The sequence below is a fragment of the Oceanicaulis sp. MMSF_3324 genome, from assembly GCF_030733545.1.
Lineage (GTDB): Bacteria > Pseudomonadota > Alphaproteobacteria > Caulobacterales > Maricaulaceae > Oceanicaulis.
Genome location: NZ_JASHIU010000001.1, coordinates 15329 through 32530 on the forward strand (window position 1 = coordinate 15329; position 17202 = coordinate 32530).

Annotated in this window: 15 protein-coding genes and 1 tRNA gene; 13 read left to right on the forward strand and 3 right to left on the reverse strand. The window is 64.1% G+C overall.

Annotated elements, in window-relative coordinates; all coding sequences use genetic code 11:
• The first annotated feature begins 61 nt into the window (after window positions 1-61).
• Both RBA95_RS00080 and RBA95_RS00085 read left to right on the forward strand, forming a co-directional pair.
• Window positions 62-1240: a sensor histidine kinase gene (locus RBA95_RS00080; protein ID WP_306014730.1), complete on the forward strand. Its 1179-nt coding sequence runs from the start codon at window positions 62-64 to the stop codon at window positions 1238-1240.
• The gene (locus tag RBA95_RS00085) at window positions 1237-1839 is read left to right on the forward strand and encodes a DNA-binding response regulator (protein WP_306014731.1); all 603 of its coding nucleotides are present in this window, start codon (window positions 1237-1239) and stop codon (window positions 1837-1839) included. Before RBA95_RS00080 ends, RBA95_RS00085 begins: the two co-directional genes overlap by 4 nt.
• 16 nt (window positions 1840-1855) lie before the next feature.
• Here RBA95_RS00085 and RBA95_RS00090 read toward each other — a convergent pair whose 3' ends face one another.
• On the reverse strand, window positions 1856-6763 hold the full coding sequence (locus RBA95_RS00090; protein ID WP_306014732.1) for an NAD-glutamate dehydrogenase: 4908 nt from the start codon (window positions 6761-6763) through the stop codon (window positions 1856-1858).
• 188 nt (window positions 6764-6951) lie between these two features.
• On the opposite strand from RBA95_RS00090, the gene RBA95_RS00095 reads away from it, so the two are divergent.
• A complete protein-coding gene (locus RBA95_RS00095; protein WP_306014733.1) occupies window positions 6952-7641 on the forward strand; it encodes an SDR family oxidoreductase in 690 nt (229 codons plus the stop codon).
• A gap of 568 nt (window positions 7642-8209) precedes the next feature.
• Entirely contained in the window at window positions 8210-8926 is a 717-nt protein-coding gene (locus RBA95_RS00100; RefSeq protein ID WP_306014734.1) for a PepSY domain-containing protein, read from the forward strand.
• Between the two features lie 230 nt (window positions 8927-9156).
• On the opposite strand, the gene RBA95_RS00105 is transcribed toward RBA95_RS00100, so the two are convergent.
• Window positions 9157-9231, reverse strand: a tRNA-Gly gene (locus RBA95_RS00105).
• 141 nt (window positions 9232-9372) lie between these two features.
• Here RBA95_RS00105 and RBA95_RS00110 point away from each other — a divergent pair.
• The 5 genes from RBA95_RS00110 (at window position 9373) to RBA95_RS00130 (ending at window position 12188) form a co-directional block, all read left to right on the forward strand.
• Window positions 9373-9894: a prolyl-tRNA synthetase associated domain-containing protein gene (locus RBA95_RS00110; protein ID WP_371933562.1), complete on the forward strand. Its 522-nt coding sequence runs from the start codon at window positions 9373-9375 to the stop codon at window positions 9892-9894.
• Window positions 9895-9971: 77 nt separating this feature from the next.
• Window positions 9972-10880, forward strand: a complete 909-nt coding sequence (gene trxA, locus RBA95_RS00115; RefSeq protein ID WP_306014736.1) for a thioredoxin — start codon at window positions 9972-9974, stop codon at window positions 10878-10880.
• A 78-nt stretch (window positions 10881-10958) separates the two neighbouring features.
• A complete protein-coding gene (locus tag RBA95_RS00120) occupies window positions 10959-11606 on the forward strand; it encodes an LON peptidase substrate-binding domain-containing protein (protein ID WP_306014737.1) in 648 nt (215 codons plus the stop codon).
• A gap of 24 nt (window positions 11607-11630) precedes the next feature.
• Complete coding sequence (locus RBA95_RS00125) at window positions 11631-11828, forward strand: Trm112 family protein (protein ID WP_306014738.1); 198 nt, start codon at window positions 11631-11633, stop codon at window positions 11826-11828.
• Between the two features lie 3 nt (window positions 11829-11831).
• On the forward strand, window positions 11832-12188 hold the full coding sequence (locus RBA95_RS00130; protein ID WP_306014739.1) for a DUF971 domain-containing protein: 357 nt from the start codon (window positions 11832-11834) through the stop codon (window positions 12186-12188).
• Here the strand turns inward: RBA95_RS00130 and RBA95_RS00135 are convergent.
• The gene (locus RBA95_RS00135) at window positions 12185-13906 is read right to left on the reverse strand and encodes a hypothetical protein (RefSeq protein WP_306014740.1); all 1722 of its coding nucleotides are present in this window, start codon (window positions 13904-13906) and stop codon (window positions 12185-12187) included. The two genes, RBA95_RS00130 and RBA95_RS00135, sit on opposite strands and share 4 nt — an antisense overlap.
• 146 nt (window positions 13907-14052) lie before the next feature.
• Between RBA95_RS00135 and RBA95_RS00140 the strand changes: the two genes are divergently transcribed.
• The 4 genes from RBA95_RS00140 (at window position 14053) to RBA95_RS00155 (ending at window position 17191) form a co-directional block, all read left to right on the forward strand.
• On the forward strand, window positions 14053-14757 hold the full coding sequence (locus RBA95_RS00140) for a response regulator transcription factor (RefSeq protein ID WP_306014741.1): 705 nt from the start codon (window positions 14053-14055) through the stop codon (window positions 14755-14757).
• A complete protein-coding gene (locus RBA95_RS00145) occupies window positions 14726-16378 on the forward strand; it encodes a stimulus-sensing domain-containing protein (RefSeq protein WP_306014743.1) in 1653 nt (550 codons plus the stop codon). The genes RBA95_RS00140 and RBA95_RS00145 overlap by 32 nt, the downstream gene beginning before the upstream one ends.
• A 139-nt stretch (window positions 16379-16517) precedes the next feature.
• Window positions 16518-16922: a PTS sugar transporter subunit IIA gene (locus RBA95_RS00150; RefSeq protein ID WP_009802633.1), complete on the forward strand. Its 405-nt coding sequence runs from the start codon at window positions 16518-16520 to the stop codon at window positions 16920-16922.
• Window positions 16919-17191 (forward strand): HPr family phosphocarrier protein, encoded by a 273-nt coding sequence (locus RBA95_RS00155; protein WP_306014744.1) that lies wholly within the window; start codon window positions 16919-16921, stop codon window positions 17189-17191. The genes RBA95_RS00150 and RBA95_RS00155 overlap by 4 nt, the downstream gene beginning before the upstream one ends.
• The last annotated feature ends 11 nt before the right edge of the window (window positions 17192-17202 follow it).

Consider the following 17202-nt stretch of genomic DNA (forward strand, 5'->3'; position numbering starts at 1 on the left):
GAGCAGGGCAGGGTAGCGCCTGTCCTGTTATGCCCGCTCCTTTCCGGGAACCCTGATCACCATGGCGTCTGACCCCTTGTACAAACCCGACAGTCCCGCCGATGACACAGGCGCGGAAACGACGGCTCCCTCCCGGGCGCAACGCCTGCGGGGCCTGTCCGAAACGCCAGCCTTCTATCTGATCTATCTGGTCTTCTATTTCACGCCCTGGTTCTTCCAGCTGCCGGGCATGCGCGATGCGCTGATCAGCTTCGCCGCCGTGGGCAGCTTCATCCCGGTCTATCTGTACGCCAATGCCGGCGACCCTTATCGCGAAGGGGTGAAGCCGCGCCGTGTTCTAATGGCCACCGCCTATGCCTCTTTCCTGTCGCTGGCCCTGATCCCGGTCGTGGGCATGAGCGGCAATTTCCACATATTCGCCGTCACGCTTCTGGCGGGCCTGCGGCCGCAGAAGCTGGCCCTGCTCGCCATGGCTGGCCTGAGCGCCTTCTACATGGTCGCCTCCTGGCTGCTCGATGTGACGCTCTTTGAACTGGTGCTGTCCCAGTTCATCGCCGTGATGGCGGGCATGGCGACACTGGCCGGGTATGAATCCGCCCAGCGCGTCACGGTCCGCGAACGCAATCTGCGCATGGAGGCCGAACTCGCGGCCTTGCGCGAACGCGAGCGCATCGCCCAGGACCTGCACGATCTGCTGGGCCACACCCTGACCACCATCGCGGTCAAATCCGAGCTGGCCGCCCGCCTTCTGGATGCAGATGCGGATCGGGCGCGGTCCGAAATCATAGAGATCCGCGACGCCGCCCGCATCACCCTCAAGGATGTGCGCGCCGCCGTGGCGGGCATGCATGTCACCACCGTGCACCAGGAGCTGTCGCGCGCGCGCTCGGCCCTGTCGGCTGCGGACATCCGGCTGGTGGTCGAGGGCGAGCCGCCCGAACTGGACCAGGCCGCCCATGCGGCCCTCGGGCTGGCGCTGCGCGAAGCGATCACCAACATCATCCGCCATTCAGGTGCAGAGACCGCCCATATCCGCTTTGCGCCCGAAGGCGCCCTGATCATCGAGGATGACGGCCAGGGCGGCGCGCTCAATGCGGGCACGGGCCTGATGGGCATGCGCCGCCGTATTGAATCCCTGGGCGGCGAAATGCAGATCGAGAGCCGGGATAGCGGCGTTCGCGTCACCTTGAGCCTGCCCCCCACCCAACCCGGCCAGGAGCGCCTGGAGACCCCTTCATGATTTCCATCGTCATCGCCGAGGACCAGTCGCTGCTGCGTGGCGCACTGGCCGCTCTTCTGACGCTTGAACCCGATATCGAATTGCTGGCGCAGGCCCAGGACGGCGAAGAGGCTGTCCGACTTGTGGGCGAGCTCAAGCCTGATGTGCTGGTCACCGATATCGAAATGCCCGGCATGACCGGCATCGAGGCGTCCGAGACCCTGCGCCAGTCGGGCAGCGACACCCGCGTGCTGATCGTGACGACCTTCGCCCGTCCCGGCTATCTGCAACGGGCGCTTCAGGCTGGCGTGCTGGGCTATGTGCTCAAGGATGCGCCCAGCGAGGAACTGGCGGACGCCGTGCGCCGGGTCGCACGCGGGCAGCGCGCCATCGCGTCGGAGCTGGCGGAAAGCGCGTGGAGCGCGCCGGTGGTGCTGACCGATCGCGAGCGCGAGATTCTGCGTCTTGTGGAAGAGGGCAAGTCCAACAAGGAAATCGCCCGCCTTCTCACCCTGTCACCGGGCACCGTCAGGAATTATCTGGCCGAGGCCACCCAGAAGCTGGGGGCAGCCAACCGTATCGAGGCGTTCCAGATCGCCCGCGAAAACGGTTGGCTCTGACCCTTCGGACCGGGGCCTAGCCCCGGTCGACAACGGCGGCCAGCTCACGCAATTGCGTTGAGCAGATGGCCACTTTCGAGAGCGTCCAGCCGCCAGCCGAGGACACTTCCTCGAGCGCCCGGTCGGCGCGCCGGACCATGATGTCCTGGGACTCCGCCCAGGCCGCAACCACCTCTTCGGCCCAGTCCGAACCGGCGGAGGCCAGGTCCTTGGCGAGATCGGTGCGCTCGGTTTTGACGTAATCCATCATGCCTTCGCAGATGGCCTGCTGGCTTCCATACAGGTCCTCGATCAGACGGCGCATGGCCAGACGGTCCCAGTGCAGGGTCGAGGAGAGCTGATTGCCCGCCGCCCGCAGGCGGTCGAACATAAAGCGCGCGCCCACCGCGTGATACAGACGCCCCACCGCGCCCAGCGGCCAGTTGACCGCCTTGGCGAGGTCGATCACGTCCGACGACGAGGTCAGAGGACGCAAGCGCGCCACGTCACGGGCGATATCCTCGGGCGCCCCCGCCTCCACATAGGACTGGAAGCGCCGTTCAACGGCTTCACAGTCATACGGGCTGGCGATATCGGTCACGAGCGGCTTGAGCTCGTCCACGCCCGGCTGATAGGCCGCAATCACGTCCGCAATCGGCAGGACGTCCTGACCCAGGGTCCGCCGCGACAGCCAGTAGGTCTGACGACGCAGAAGCCGGATCACCTCGTCATGAAGCGCGATCTGGACCTCGGCCGGGGCCTTGTTGTCGAGCGCATTGATCCGGTCGCTGTATTCGTTGAAGCGGAAGATGTTGCGCCCCGCCTCGAACGCCCGCGCCACGGCGGCGACGTCCGCGCTGGTGCTCTCGATGGCCCGGTTCACAAAAGTGGGGCCGCCCAGATTGATCATGTCATTGGCGAGCCGGGTCGCGATGATCTCGCGTTTCAGCCGATGGCCCTCCATGGCGTCGGAGAACTTCTCCAGCTTGTCCGGGAAATAGGTCACCAGCGATTGCTTGAAGTGGGCGTCATCCGGCACGTCGGACTCCACCAGCTTATCAAACAGGGTGATCTTGGCGTAGCTGATCAGAACCGCGATCTCGGGACGGGTCAGGCCCAGCCCCTGGTCCTTGAGCTCCCGGATCTGGTCCGGCGCGGGCAAGCCTTCGACCTTGCGGTCCAGACGGCCATCCTGCTCCAGACGCTCCATCAGGCGCTCATGGGCGTCGAGATCCTCGACCGCGTGCTCCCGCGCGATGGTGATCGCCAGCGTCTGGTCGTAATTGTGCTCGAGAACGTGGTCCGCGACCGTGTCGGTCATCGATTCCAGCAGCGTGTTGCGGTCATCGAGCTTCATCGAGCCCTCGCGCACCATCGGGTTGAGCAGAATCTTGATGTTGACCTCGTGGTCGGAGCTGTCCACGCCCGCCGAGTTGTCGACGAAGTCCGCGTTCACCCGGCCGCCATTGCGGGCGAATTCGATCCGCGCCGCCTGGGTCACGCCCAGATTGGCGCCCTCGCCGATGACCTTGGTGTTGAGCTCTTTCGCGTCGATGCGCAGGGCGTCGTTCGCCTTGTCGCCCACCTGATAGTTCTGCTCGCTCGACGCCTTGATATAGGTGCCGATGCCGCCGAACCACAACAGCTCCACATCCGCTTTCAGGAGCGCGCGGATCAGGTTGGTCGCCGATGCGGCATTGCCGGTCAGACCGGTCAGCTCGCGCATTTCATCGGAGAGCTTGATGGATTTCGCAGAGCGCGGGAAGATCCCGCCGCCTTTGGAAATCAACGACTTGTCATAGTCCTGCCAGCTTGACCGCCCCTGATCAAACAGGCGCTTGCGCTCTTCCCAGGTCTTTTCAAGATCGGTCGGATTGGGATCGATGAAGATGTCGCGGTGATCAAATGCGGCCACCAGCTTGATCTGCTTGGACAGAAGCATGCCGTTGCCGAACACGTCGCCGGACATGTCCCCGACGCCGATGACGCTGAAGGGCTCGTTCTGGATGTCCTTGCCCATTTCGCGGAAATGGCGCTGAACGCTGACCCAGCCGCCCCGGGCGGTGATGCCCATCTTCTTGTGGTCATACCCGGCTGACCCGCCCGACGCGAAGGCGTCGCCGAGCCAGAAATCGTACTCGGTCTGCGCCACGGAGTTGGCGAGGTCGGAGAAGGTGGCCGTGCCCTTGTCGGCGGCGACCACGAGATATGGATCCTCGTCATCCCAGCACACGACCTTTTCGGGCCGTTTGACGGCGTCCTCGACCAGGTTGTCGGTGATGTCCAGAAGCCCGCGCAGGAAGGTCTTGTAGGCTTCCTGGCCCTCGGCGATCCAGGCGTCGCGATCGCCCCGATCAGGCAATTGCTTGGGATAGAAGCCGCCCTTGGAGCCCACCGGCACGATCACGGCGTTCTTGACCTGCTGCGCCTTCACAAGGCCCAGCACCTCGGTGCGGAAGTCCTCACGACGATCCGACCAGCGCAGGCCGCCGCGTGCGACCGGGCCAAAGCGGATATGCACGCCCTCGACGCGCGGGCTCCAGACAAAGATTTCACGATAGGGTTTGGGATCGGGCAGCTCGCGCACATCGCGGCTGGCGATCTTCATCGAGATCCAGGGCTTGGCGCGACCGTCCTCGTCGGTCTGGAAGAAGTTGGTGCGCAGCACGGCCTCGATCAGGCGCAGCATCCGGCGCAGCGCGCGGTCGTGGTCCAGGCTTTCGACCCGCTCGAGCAGGATGCGGATGGCCTTGCTGACATCCTTGGCGTGGCTCTCGCGACTTTCCTCGCCGAAATCGAGATCCGGATTGAACTTGGTGTTCACCAGCTCCAGCAGTCCACGGGCGATTTCGGGGTTCGCCGCCAGCGCCTCTTCCTGAATGGATTGCGACGGGTCGAGCCCGGTCTGCTGGCGATAGCGGGCGACCGTGCGCAGGAAGGCGGCTTCGCGCCAGCTGACCCCGATGCCCAGCACCAGCTTGTTGAAGCCATCATCCTCGGTCTGGCCGGCCAGCACCGCGAGCAGCGCGTCCTCGAACGCCGCCGCCTCATCATCGATCTTGCTGGCGCCATCGCCGCTCAGGGACGCTTCGAACTCGTGCACCCAGACCGTCTCGGAGCTGTTTTCCCCATGGCGCTGGACCGGGTACCCGGCTTCGGCGAGCACATGCAGGCCCAGATTTTCCAGGACGGGCATGACGCCGGACAGCGCCACCGGCTCGCCGCAGCGATACAGCTTCACCCGCAGGCGGTTCTCGCCGTCCGTCTCGACGCGATAGGCGCGCGCCGCGGTGTCCGCCGACGATTTGACCCGCTCCATGCGGCCGATATCGGCCAGGGCGTCTTCAGGCGAGAAACGCTCGCGATACCCGGCGGAATAGCCATCGAGATAGCGCGTCACCGCCCGCCGCAGCTCGGCGTCGCCCGCATTGCGCGCAGCATTGTGCAACTCGTCTTCCCAGGTCCGCGCCAGCGCCGCGATCTCGCGGTCGAGCTCGGACGGATCGGGCTCGGGATGATTGAACGGATCAAGCCCGATGATGAAGTGGACCCGGGCCAGCGGCGCATCGCCGAATTGCGGATAGAACGCAGACAGACGACCGTTGAAGGCTTCGCGGATCTTCTCGCCCGCCAGTTCGCGCACCTTCGAATTATAGCGGTCGCGCGGCACGAAGAGCAGGCAGGAGACAAACCGGTCAAACTGGTCGCGGCGCATGAACAGCTTGGTGCGCGGACGGTCGTGCAGATGCAGGATGCCCAGCGAGATATCCAGCAGATCCTGTTCCTCGGTCTGGAACAGCTCGTCACGGGGATAGTTCTCGACGATATTCTGCAGCTTCTTGGCGGAGTGCGAGCCCGGCGCCTTGGCGGCCTTGTCGAGCACGCGGCGCACCTTGCGACGGATCAGCGGCACCTCGCGCGCCATCTGGTCATACGCCTCGGCGGTGAACAGGCCCACAAAGCGGGTTTCACCCACCACATTGCCGTCGGCGTCATACCGTTTGACCCCGATATAATCCATGTAGACGCGACGATGGACGCGGCTCTTCATGTTCGCCTTGGCGACGATCACCGGCGAGGGCGCGCGCATATAGGCCTCGATCGCCGGGGTCAGCATCATCGGTTCGGCGCTCTTGCGCAGCACCTTGCGCTCGGGGTCACGCAGCACGCCCCGCCCGCTTTCCGATTTGACCTCGGGCTTGTGGTCGCCCTCCATGCCCTTGTCGAAGTCGAACTGATAGGTCCGGCTGCCCAGGAAGGCGAAATGGTTGTCGCGCAACCAGCGCAGGAAGGCGACGGCCTCTTCCTGCTCTTCCTTGGAGGCGGATGTGTTGGCGTTGGTCAGATGGTCGATCGCATCGTCCATCTCCGCGCGCATGTCGTTCCAGTCCTCGACCGCATCGCGCACATCATCGAGGGTGGCGCGCACGCCCGCTTCCAGGCGCTCGCGCACATCATCGCTGAGCAGGTCCAGATGGACCTGGATCATGGACTCGTTCAGGCAACGCCCGCCGGACGCCACACGCTGGCCGTCATCATCCCGGCGCACCTGCACCACGGGGTGGAACATGGCCAGGACATCCAGACCCTGGCTGGCGATCTCGCCCATGACCGAGTCCACGAGGAAGGGGCGGTCCTGGCCGATGACCTCGAGGATGTCGCGCTCCAGGCTGCGACCGTCCGCACCTTGCGCCGTGCGGACCCGGACCAGCAATTTGTCCGATCCGCGCTCTGAGCCATAGCGCCAGAACTCTTCGGCCAGGGAGATCGCATCCTGTTCGGAGATGCCGGCGAGATCATCCGCCAGCGCATCGCCCCAGAGCTGTTCCAGGAAGCTGGCGGCATCAGGCCCGCTATCGCCAAACGCCGCAGCAAAACGGCTTTGGGCGGCCTTTAAAAAGGCCTCTTTGTCATATGCGTGTCTGACGCTGACCACGGCGTTCATATCAAGGGGCTCCTGGACGGAAAAATGGTGGACGGTGGACGATGTTCATCGAATAACCATGAACATATAGCCCGCAGCCTACTCTCGCCTGCGCTGGGTTCAAGCGGTACTGAGCGGCTAGACCTGCAATCTTGGCTGTGCTTGATTCCAGCCCAACAAAACAACAGATTTCCACATCGGAGACGACCATGCCTCACGCTCTTATTACGGGCGCCAATCGCGGGCTCGGCCTTGAGCATGTCAGCCAACTTCTTAAGCGGGAATGGACGATCAGCGCCGCAGTGCGCGATCCTGAGTCCGCCGACGCCCTCAAGGCGCTCGACCCGGGCGATGGCCGCCTCGAGATTCTGCTCTATGACGCCTCGGACCTGAACGCCGCCAAGGCGCTCAAGGAAAAAGTCACCGGACCGCTGGACATCCTGTTCGCCAATGCCGGCGTGATGGGTCCGAAAGAGCAATCCTTCGGCGAGGCCGCCAATGACGGCTTCCTCGACACGTTCCGCATCAATACGCTGGCGCCGCTGGCGCTGGCCGAAGCCTTCGCGGACCAGGTGGCCCAAAGCCAGCTCAAGGTGATCGCGCTGCAATCGAGCCGCATGGGCTCCATCGCCGACAATGACAGCGGCGGCCGCTACGCCTATCGCGCGTCCAAGGCGGCGCTGAACGCCGTGGGCAAGTCGCTGAGCATCGATCTTCAGGACAAGGGTGTGGTCGTGCTGGTCCTGCATCCGGGCTGGGTGCGCACCGATATGGGCGGGCCGAACGGGCTGATGACGCCGAGTGAATCGGTCAGCGCCCAACTCGACCTGATCGCGCGCGCCAATCCGGCGATGAGCGGGCGCTTCTTCCATATCAGCGGCGAGGACCTGCCCTGGTAGGGCCACAGCCTTGAACACCGCGCATCAAAAAACCCCGCAGCCAGGCTGCGGGGTTTCTTTTTGCAAGCGGCGCCGCCGGACGGGGACAGGCTTGTCCGGCGGCGCCTGCAGGCCTCATCGGGCAGGCTGGGGGGACGCACTCTGAGGCCTGTTCTGTTCACTGACGCGTTTCATCGAATCGCGTTCATTTATCCCGTGATGTAGAGCCCCTCGCCTGAAGCGCAAGCGGCTATGAGGCTGAGAGTCAGAAAAATACCAGTTGCGATCACCAGTGAGATGGCGCGGGTCATGGCTGAACCTTCTTTCTTTTCTTGTGTCCGGCTTCATGCCGGTTGGCGAAGGGCGGAGCCGGGCAGACGCTGAAAGACAAGGCTTTCAGCGTCTTCCGGCTGGGGAGAGGTCCGGTGGGGGGATCCGGCTCCGCATTCGCAATCGAGGATATGGGGCGCACGCGACCGTTTCGCCAGACACGTCCGCTCACAGCTGTGTGAAAGATGTATTTCCGGATCGGCAATATTCCGGGGCACACTCACCACATATCAGACTCATGGATTGGGGGAGGCTTGAGATGATGGTTCTTCGCACGGCCGTAAGGGTGCACAAATGGCTGGCCCTGATCATCGGCATTCAGGTGATGATCTGGATCCTGGGCGGGCTGGTGATGAGCGCCCTGCCCATCGAGCGTGTCCGCGGCGAGCACAATATCGCCCGTCATGCGCCTCTCATGGCGGACCCTGCCGACCTGAAATCCGTCGAGGAAGCAGCCGCGATCGCGGGTTTTGACACGCTGGAAAGCGCCGCCCTGACCCATCTTGCAGGCGCTCCGGCCTGGCGTCTGGAGAGCGCCGGTCGGACAATCGTCATCGACGCCGTCACAGGCGCGCGCCTGTCGCCGGTGGATGAAGCGCTGGCTCGCACCATCGCCCGACACGATTTTGCGCCGGAGGCCGAAATCGAGGCCGCGCAGCTGCTCAACGATCCGCCCTCCGAATACGGGCCGGGCGGCGAAGTCTGGCAGATCCGCTTCGCCGACGCCGACCAGACCCGTTTGTACATTGACCCCGATACCGGCGTCGTGCGGGCGCGCCGGTCCGACACCTGGCGGGTGTTCGACCTGTTCTGGCGATTGCACGTGATGGATTATGACGACGGGGCGGACTTCAACCATCCCCTGCTCATCATCTCGGCGGCCCTCGGGCTGCTGGTGGCCCTGGCCGGTCTTGTCATCCTGTTCATCCGGATGCGGCGCAGCTGGATGATCTGGCGCGCATCGCGATCGGTCTGAGAGATGGGAGCGGGGCGGAGCCTGTCACAGGCGGTCCAGAGGGATTGGGGGCCGTTCACCTTTGGGGGAAAGGCTGACGGATGATCCGCCCCGCACAGTCCATCCTGTGATCGCAGCGTCGGGGAGACGCATTCTTCAAACAGACCTGCCGGCCCGAGGCCGGCAACTGGGAACTTGCCCGGTCAAATCGACCGGCTGCAGGTGCAAGTTATATTGTCGTCTGAAGAAAATGGAGCGGGCGATGCGATTCGAACGCACGACCCTCACCTTGGCAAGGTGATGCTCTACCCCTGAGCTACGCCCGCTCACTACCTGCGTACAGGGTCCGGCTTGCGCCGAGGCCGGGTATATCGCTCATCGCCGTTTGTTTTGCAAGCCCGTCTTGTGCAGCTTTTGCAGTGGACCTGCATCTTGCCTGAAATCCCTTGTGCTGCTGAGCTGCGCCGATGATGACGACACCGCCCCCGCCTGCTCCGCCCGCTTCACGCAACGCCCTGTTCGCCTATCTCGATGCGCTCGGGATCGCCCATGAAACGCGCGACCATGCTCCGGTCTTCACCGTCGAGGAAGGCGAGGCCATCAAGCTCGACATGCCGGGCGGGCACACCAAGAACCTCTTTCTCAAGGACAAGAAGGGCGCGCTGATCCTGATCTCGGCCCTGCAATCCACCCAGGTGGCGCTCAAGCGCCTGCACCATACGCTCGGCTGTGGCCGCCTCTCCTTTGGCAAGGCCGACCTCATGGAAGAGACGCTGGGCGTGACCCCGGGCTCGGTGACTGCCTTCGCGATCATCAATGATCCCGAACACAAGGTGCGTTTCATCCTGGATGAAGCGCTGATGGCCAATGACATCGTCAATTTCCATCCGCTGAAAAACGACGCCACCACCGCCATCCGCTCCCAGGACCTTTTGACCTTCGTGCGGGCGTTGGGGCGTGCTCCGGAAATTGTGAAGCTTGATGAGTGAGCCCGCGCGCTTGCATCCCGGCGCGCAAACGGCCACCTAGAGACCCAACGGATTATCGCCCCAGACGGGAGGCCTTTATGGACATTATTGGTGCAACCGGCGCTGACGCGCCCAGCGGTGACGACCTGGTGCGCGACGGCACTGACCAGACCTTCATGGACGATGTGATCGAGCCCTCTCGCGAAGTGCCGGTTCTGGTGGACTTCTGGGCGCCGTGGTGCGGCCCGTGCCGCCAGCTGGGCCCGACCATTGAACGCGCCGTCACCAAGGCGGGCGGCAAGGTCAAGCTGGTCAAGGTCAATATCGACGAGAACCCCGGTATCGCAGGCCAGTTGCGCATCCAGTCCATCCCGGCGGTCATCGCCTTCAAGGACGGCCAGCCTGTGGACGGCTTCATGGGCGCCCTGCCCGAAAGCCAGGTCAATGACTTCATCAACCGCATGACCGGCGAAGTCTCCGAAGAAGAAGTGACCGCCCTTGTCGAGCGCGCTCAGAACGCGCTGGACCAGGGCGATTTCGGCGGCGCCGCGCAGGATTTCGCAACAGCGCTGCAAATGGACAAGGACAATGCCGACGCCATCGCCGGCATGGCGCGCGTCTATCTGGCCAGCGGCGACCCGGTCCAGGCCAAGGCCATGCTGGACAATGTTCCCGACACCCTGAAATCGGCCCCGGCCATCGCCGCCGTCCGGGCCTCCATGGAGCTGGCGGGCGAAGCCGAAGACGCCCCCGAAATGGACGCCGCGGAAGCCGCGGTCCAGTCGAACCCGAGCGCGCAAACCTGGTTCGAGCTGGGCCGCGCCCGTCTGGGCGCCGGCGATATGGACGGCGCGGCGGACGCACTTCTGGAATCGATCCAGCTCGACCGTGAGTATGACGAAGCCGCGGCGCGCCAATTGCTATTGCGGGTCTTTGAATCGGCGGGCGCCGGGTCCGAGCTGGCCAAGAATGGTCGCCGTCGACTGTCGTCGATCCTGTTTTCCTGACACCGAGCGGGTCGCAGCGCTCGACTGCGGCCCGCATCGCGCTATTTCGCACCAAAGGAGCGACCCAAGAGCCCGACCATGTCCGAAAGCGTCATCTTGCCCAGCGAACTTAAGCTGTTTCCGATCCGCGGCTGCATCCTGCCGCCGGGCGAACATCTGCCGCTGAATGTCTTTGAGCCGCGCTATCTGAACATGGTCGATGATGCTCTGGCGTCCGACCGAATCATTGGCGTCATCCAGCCCGCACCCGGCGGAACTCCGGACAAGCCTGCGCTTCAGGCGGTCGGCGGCGCGGGGCGCATTGTCAGCCATCAGGAAACCTCGGACGGACGTTATCTGATGGTGCTGGAAGGGCTGACCCGCTTTGCGGTCGAGGCGGAGCTGGACCGTCAGACCCCTTATCGTGTGGCGCGTGCCGATTATCGGCCCTACACGCAGGATCTAGTGGAAGTGCACATGCCGCCAGCCCTGGAAGTCAAAGGGCTGCTGGACCGGCTTCACGCCTATTTCGATCTGGTGGGCATCGAGACCGACTGGCCCGCGCTTGAAAAAGCGCCGCTCTCGCTGGTCATCAACAAGACGGCCATGGCCGCGCCGTTTGACGCCGAAGCCAAGCAAAGCCTTCTGGAGGCCAGCTCGATCCCGCACCGTGCCGAGATCCTGGACCGCCTGATGCAGTACAGCCTGGACGAGGCCGCCAGCGGCTCCCAAGGCTGGACGCCCTGAACCGGTGAGCGTACTGTTTCCCATATGAGCGACGTGAACTCCGAACAAACCGCCTTGGACCCCAAACTCCTGGAGATCTTGGTGTGCCCGGTCAGCCGTGGCCCGCTGGAATACGACCGGGAGGCGGGGGAACTCGTCTCCAAGGATGCCCGTCTGGCGTATCCGATCCGGGAAGGCGTTCCGATCATGCTTCCTGAAGAAGCCCGCAATCTGGACGACTGAGCCATGAGCGATCGCCCCTGGCCCAAACGGTTGAGCTTCAAGGGCTCGGACCGCGTTCTGGATATCGCCTTCGAGGACGGGGCCCAGTTCGCCATTCCTTTTGAATTGCTGCGCGTAGAAAGCCCTTCCGCAGAAGTGCAGGGCCATGCGCCGGATCAGAAAAAGCTGGTCGCCGGCAAGTCAGGCGTCAGGGTCACCGCCGCAGATCCCGTGGGGCGTTACGCCGTGCGCCTGAGCTTTGATGACGGCCATGACAGCGGCATCTATTCGTGGGATTACCTGCATGAGCTGGGCGAGAACGCCGACGCCATCATGCAGGCCTATCGCGAGCGGCTGAAGGCCGCCGGCCTGCCGCACTAGGCGGCGGTGTCCGTATCGCCCTCCGCGGGCGTCTGGGTTTCCGGCGGCGCCAGCTCGGCGAACAATTGCTGCACGGCCAGCATTTTCTGTTCCCCGCCCGGGGATGCCGCCGCCACGCGCGCTTCATCGCTTTCCATCATCCGCACCGCGCGCAATTGCGCATCCGTCCGGCATCGGCCTTCGGGCAGGACGCCAGTGGTGGACAGCTTCAACAACGCCGCCGCCCGATCCAGCACGGGGGCCTGGGAGCCCGCGACCCGGTCCATGACCTTGGTGGCGTCCAGGATCGCCAGTCCGAGATTATCGAACGCGTCGACCAGCTCTTTCTTGTCGGCCTTTGGAAAACCGCCCTTCTTGGCGCGCGCCTGCAGCCCCGTCACACGGGACAGGCGCTCCAGCGGCTGGCCGCTGCCGCGCACGAAATAGCTCACCGTCGTGTTCGCCGTCGCCTTGGCGCGGATATAGCCCGCCAGCTTCTTCTTGTTCTCCTCGCCTACCAGATGGTCCTCCATCGAGAACAGGCGTTCGATCTGGTCAACCGGCGTATGGGCGCCCGACAGCGCTTCTTCTATGGCGTCCGGCTGCAACAGGCGTGCGGAGCGGTGGGTAAAGGCTTCCACCAGGGCTTCAGGATTGAGGTTCTGTCCCGCCGACACAATGAGCCGTTGGGCCAGTTTGCGGGCCAGCTCGATCTCGGCCATCACCGAGCGCGGGCGGAAGCGTTTGGGCGCACGCAGCTTTTCCAGAATCTGCTGGGCCAGTTCGTTATGCGCGGCCGGCAAGGAAGCCGCCTTGATCTGGCTGGCGAGCCGACGGGCGGTTTCCGGCGCCCGGCTCAGGTCGGGACTGTCCGGCGCGCCCTCGTAAATCCCGGTCAGGCGCAACACCTCGTCGCCCAGATCCACGGTATCGCCCAGCACACGACGCAGGGCGGAATCAAAGGACAGAATTTCCGCGATGAAAGCGTCGGTCTGCTTGGCCGCCAGCGCACGCGCTTCCTCGCTCTGGGGCAGGTCATCATGCATGTCGAGCAGGCGACGGACCTTTTCGCCCATGTCATAGGCTTGCGACAGTTCGTCCGCGATCAGGCGGCGCATCTGTTTCTCAGACGTCGACTTGCTGGCGAGCAGGCTGGCGCTTTCGGAGAATGACTTGCCGCGCGGCGGCTTGCCGCCTGCCTTGGCTTCCTTGCGCGATTGTTCGATGCCGCGCTGCACGAGTTCGGTGATCAGCCGCACATAGGCGTGCACGCTGGCGTCAGAGTTCTGAGCGCGCGCAATGGCGACTTTCTGGATGGCGTGCTGGAGGTCGGTGTCAGACCCGTCGAGCTGCTCGATCAGGTCGGGTCGGTTCAACAGTTCCATGGGGCAGACCTGGGACCGCTCCAGCCAGCCCGACAGGGCCCGGCGCACGGTGTCACGAGCCGCGGGTCCGGACAGGTCATCAGGCGTCAGGCAGGGGATGGTGGCTTCGGCAGGCTTTTCGTCACCGGTGAACTTTTCCGGGCCCACTTCGAAGATCGCGCCGCCGCGAAAGCCGCTGGATTCCGCTTCCCAGACCTCGCGCACGACCCGGATCGAGCCGCTGGAATGGTTGGCGTGCAGCTTGTTGGCCAGCGCCAGCGCGACGTTCCGATCCGGAAGCGCTTCCACCAAGGTCCAGTCAGACTTGGCGTTTTTCTTCAGAAAGACCTCGTAATGGACGTCTTCGTGCGCCATTTCCGCCTCATTCCCCCGCAGGTTTTACAAAGTAATGCACTACCCGCCTTAACCCTAGGTAACCATGTCTTTGCTTGATCTTGGACACCAATTAGTGTGAAGCGCTAACGACATCGGTTTCGCCGAGAGATGACAGGATACGTACGATGGCGACCATCGCCCTTGTGGATGACGACGAGAACATTCTGACCTCTGTTTCCATGTTCCTGGAAAACGAGGGTTACAACGTGCGCACCTTTACAGACGGGTCCGCCGCCCTGACGCATCTGACCGAGACGCCGCCGGACCTGGCGATCTTCGACATCAAGATGCCGCGCATGGACGGGCTGGAGCTGCTGCGTCGCGTGCGCCAGTCCTCCAACCTCCCCGTCATCTTCCTCACCTCCAAGGATGGCGAGTTCGACGAGGCGCTGGGCCTGGATCTCGGCGCGGACGACTATATCGCCAAGCCTTTCTCCCATCAGCTTCTGGCGCGCCGGATCAAGGCGGTGCTGCGCCGTGCGCAAGCCGATCCTGCAGGCGCTGAAGGCGGCGAAACCGGCGAGCACAAGGTGGTCGAGCGCGGCTCGCTGGTGCTCGACCCGAACCGTCACGCCTGCACCTGGGCGGGCAAGCCGGTGCGCCTGACCGTCACCGAATTCCTGATCCTGCATGCGCTGGCCAACCGTCCGGGCTTTGTGAAAAGCCGCGATAGCCTGATGGACGCGGCCTATGACGATCAGGTCTATGTGGATGACCGCACGATCGACAGCCACATCAAGCGCATCCGCAAGAAATTCCGCGACGTGGACGACACGTTCGACAGCATCGAGACCCTGTATGGCGTCGGCTACCGATATAAGGAGGCTTAAGGTCGCGCGCCGCGCGACCCTGCGCCTTTCGGCTCAACTCAAGCCGCTACTCTTCACGCGCCTGGGCGCCACCATCATCCTGACCAATCTGGTGGCGCTGAGCGTTCTGATCGGCGGCATGTTCGCGATCACCGAGAACCGGCGCGGACTGGTGGACGCCAAGGTGGACTCCCTGTCCGCCCAGGCCGAGATCATCGCCAACATCATCACCGAAACCGCCGTGTACGGCGATGCGCCCGGTCCGGAAATGGATCGCGATGCGGCGCGGGAGGTCCTGCGCCGCTTGTCAGGGCTTTACGTGCCCGACGAGACACGCGCGCTGCTGCATGCGCCTGGGCCCTTACGTATTGCGGACTCCGACCTGATCGCCGGTGAGGTCGACCAGATTCCCCTGCCCCCGATCGAGGATGAACCGCGCACCCCCATCTCGCGCGCCCAGGGCTGGGGCCATTCGCTCATGGAGCATGTGGGCGAGATCTTCCTCGCTTCTGATGAACGCGCCGCGCTGGACCGCACCCTTTCAGATGAAGTGCGCGCCGCCTTCCAGACCGGCGAAGCGCAAACAGGCGTGCGTCGCGATCCCGATGGCGGCCGGGTGGTGTCGGTCACCATCCCCATCCAGCTCATCCAGGCCGTGGTGGGGACGATCACCTATGAATCCTATGATCTCGACGCGCTGATCGCCCAGGAACGCGCCGCCATCCTGCCCTATGTGATCGTGGCCGCGCTTGTGACCTTCTTCATGGCGGTGGTGCTGACCGTGCAGATCGCCTGGCCGGTCCGCCGCCTCGCCGAAGCGGCGCGCGAAGTGCGGCTGGCGGGCGGGCGGCGCGTGCCTCTGCCCGACATGAAGGGCCGCAAGGACGAGATCGGCGATATGGGCCGGGCCTTCACCCAGATGACGAACGCGCTCTATGACCGGCTGGACGCTATTGAGGCCTTCGCCGCCGATGTGGCGCACGAAATCAAGAACCCGCTCACCTCGATCCGCTCGGCGTCGGAAATCCTGCCCATGGCCAAGGATGACGCCAAGCGCGCGCGCCTGATCGAGGTCATCCAGCATGACGTCAAACGCCTGGACCGCCTGATCACGGACATCTCCAACGCCTCCCGTCTGGACGCCGAGCTGGCGCGGGAAGACCTTGAGACGATTGACCTGGTGGTCCTTCTGACCGACATCGCCAGCCTGCAGAACGATCCCGACGCCCCCGCCCCGCGCGTTCTCGTGAAGGCCGAAGGCGACCGTCACATCATTCGCGGCCATGAAAGCCCGCTCAGCCGGGTCTTCATCAATCTCATCGAGAACGCCGTCACCTTCTCGCCCGAGGCAGGCGGGGTGCGGATCATCATTGAGCGCGGTCCCGGTCAGAACCAGCAAGTGCGGATCGAGGACGACGGTCCCGGCATACCCGAAGAGAATCTCGAAGCCATTTTCGACCGCTTCCACACCCAACGTCCCAAAGGCGCCGCCTTCGGCGCCCATTCCGGTCTGGGCCTCGCCATCGCCCGTCAGATCGTGACCGCCCATGGCGGCCAGATCCGCGCCTCCAACCGCAAGGACGCCGAAGGACGCGTTCTGGGCGCCTGTTTCACCGTCATCCTGCCCGCGCCTTCACGCTAGCGGATGTGTGGCGCGAAAACGGCGCCTGTCGTCATCATGCAGCAGACTGTTGCACACCCGACGCACAGGGCTTTCGTCCGACGCAAAACCGGGTTTACATGGACAGGAAGTTACTCCGTCTGAGGACCTGATCCACACCATGATCGGCATTGTCGTCGTCACCCATGGCCGTCTCGCTGACGAACTCGTCGCCGCCACTGAACATGTGGTCGGCCCGCTTGAAGCCTGCAGCGCCATTTCCATCGGCCCGGATGATGATATGGAGCGCCGCCGCGACGATATTCGCGAAGCGGTGGAGAAAGCTGATCAGGGCGATGGCGTGATCATCCTGACCGACATGTTCGGCGGCACCCCCTCCAACCTGTCCATTTCGCTGCTGGAAAAAGGCCGGGTCGAAGTGATCGCCGGGGCCAATCTGCCCATGCTGATCAAGCTCGCCGAAGCGCGCTCGCGTCTGGACATGAACGCCCTGGCCGAAAGCGCCAGCGAGGCGGGCAAGCGCTATATCGCCGTCGCCTCCCAGATTCTGGATGGCGCCGCGTGAACACCGAACGCACCGTAACGATCTGCAACCAGCGCGGCTTGCATGCCCGCGCCTCTGCGAAATTCGTGGCGGAAGCCGCACGCTTTGACTCCCAGGTGAGCGTCGCCCGCGACGCCGAGGAAGTCAGTGCGGATTCCATCATGGAATTGCTGATGCTGGCCGCCGGACCGGGCGTGGTCATCACCATCAAGGCCGAAGGCGAGGACGCCGAAGAGGCCGTGGACGCGCTCAGCGCCCTGGTGGAATGCGGCTTTAACGAGAACGACTGACCGAAGAACGT

Coding starts and splice junctions, on each gene's coding strand:
- RBA95_RS00130 (WP_306014739.1), top strand. CDS start 11,832: ATGAGCGATCGCCCCTGGCCCAAACGGTTGAGCTTCAAGGGCTCGGAC.
- RBA95_RS00120 (WP_306014737.1), top strand. CDS start 10,959: ATGTCCGAAAGCGTCATCTTGCCCAGCGAACTTAAGCTGTTTCCGATC.
- RBA95_RS00145 (WP_306014743.1), top strand. CDS start 14,726: ATGGCGTCGGCTACCGATATAAGGAGGCTTAAGGTCGCGCGCCGCGCG.
- RBA95_RS00095 (WP_306014733.1), top strand. CDS start 6,952: ATGCCTCACGCTCTTATTACGGGCGCCAATCGCGGGCTCGGCCTTGAG.
- trxA (WP_306014736.1), top strand. CDS start 9,972: ATGGACATTATTGGTGCAACCGGCGCTGACGCGCCCAGCGGTGACGAC.
- RBA95_RS00125 (WP_306014738.1), top strand. CDS start 11,631: ATGAGCGACGTGAACTCCGAACAAACCGCCTTGGACCCCAAACTCCTG.
- RBA95_RS00110 (WP_371933562.1), top strand. CDS start 9,373: ATGATGACGACACCGCCCCCGCCTGCTCCGCCCGCTTCACGCAACGCC.
- RBA95_RS00085 (WP_306014731.1), top strand. CDS start 1,237: ATGATTTCCATCGTCATCGCCGAGGACCAGTCGCTGCTGCGTGGCGCA.
- RBA95_RS00135 (WP_306014740.1), bottom strand. CDS start 13,906: ATGGCGCACGAAGACGTCCATTACGAGGTCTTTCTGAAGAAAAACGCC.
- RBA95_RS00140 (WP_306014741.1), top strand. CDS start 14,053: ATGGCGACCATCGCCCTTGTGGATGACGACGAGAACATTCTGACCTCT.
- RBA95_RS00090 (WP_306014732.1), bottom strand. CDS start 6,763: ATGAACGCCGTGGTCAGCGTCAGACACGCATATGACAAAGAGGCCTTT.
- RBA95_RS00100 (WP_306014734.1), top strand. CDS start 8,210: ATGATGGTTCTTCGCACGGCCGTAAGGGTGCACAAATGGCTGGCCCTG.
- RBA95_RS00080 (WP_306014730.1), top strand. CDS start 62: ATGGCGTCTGACCCCTTGTACAAACCCGACAGTCCCGCCGATGACACA.
- RBA95_RS00150 (WP_009802633.1), top strand. CDS start 16,518: ATGATCGGCATTGTCGTCGTCACCCATGGCCGTCTCGCTGACGAACTC.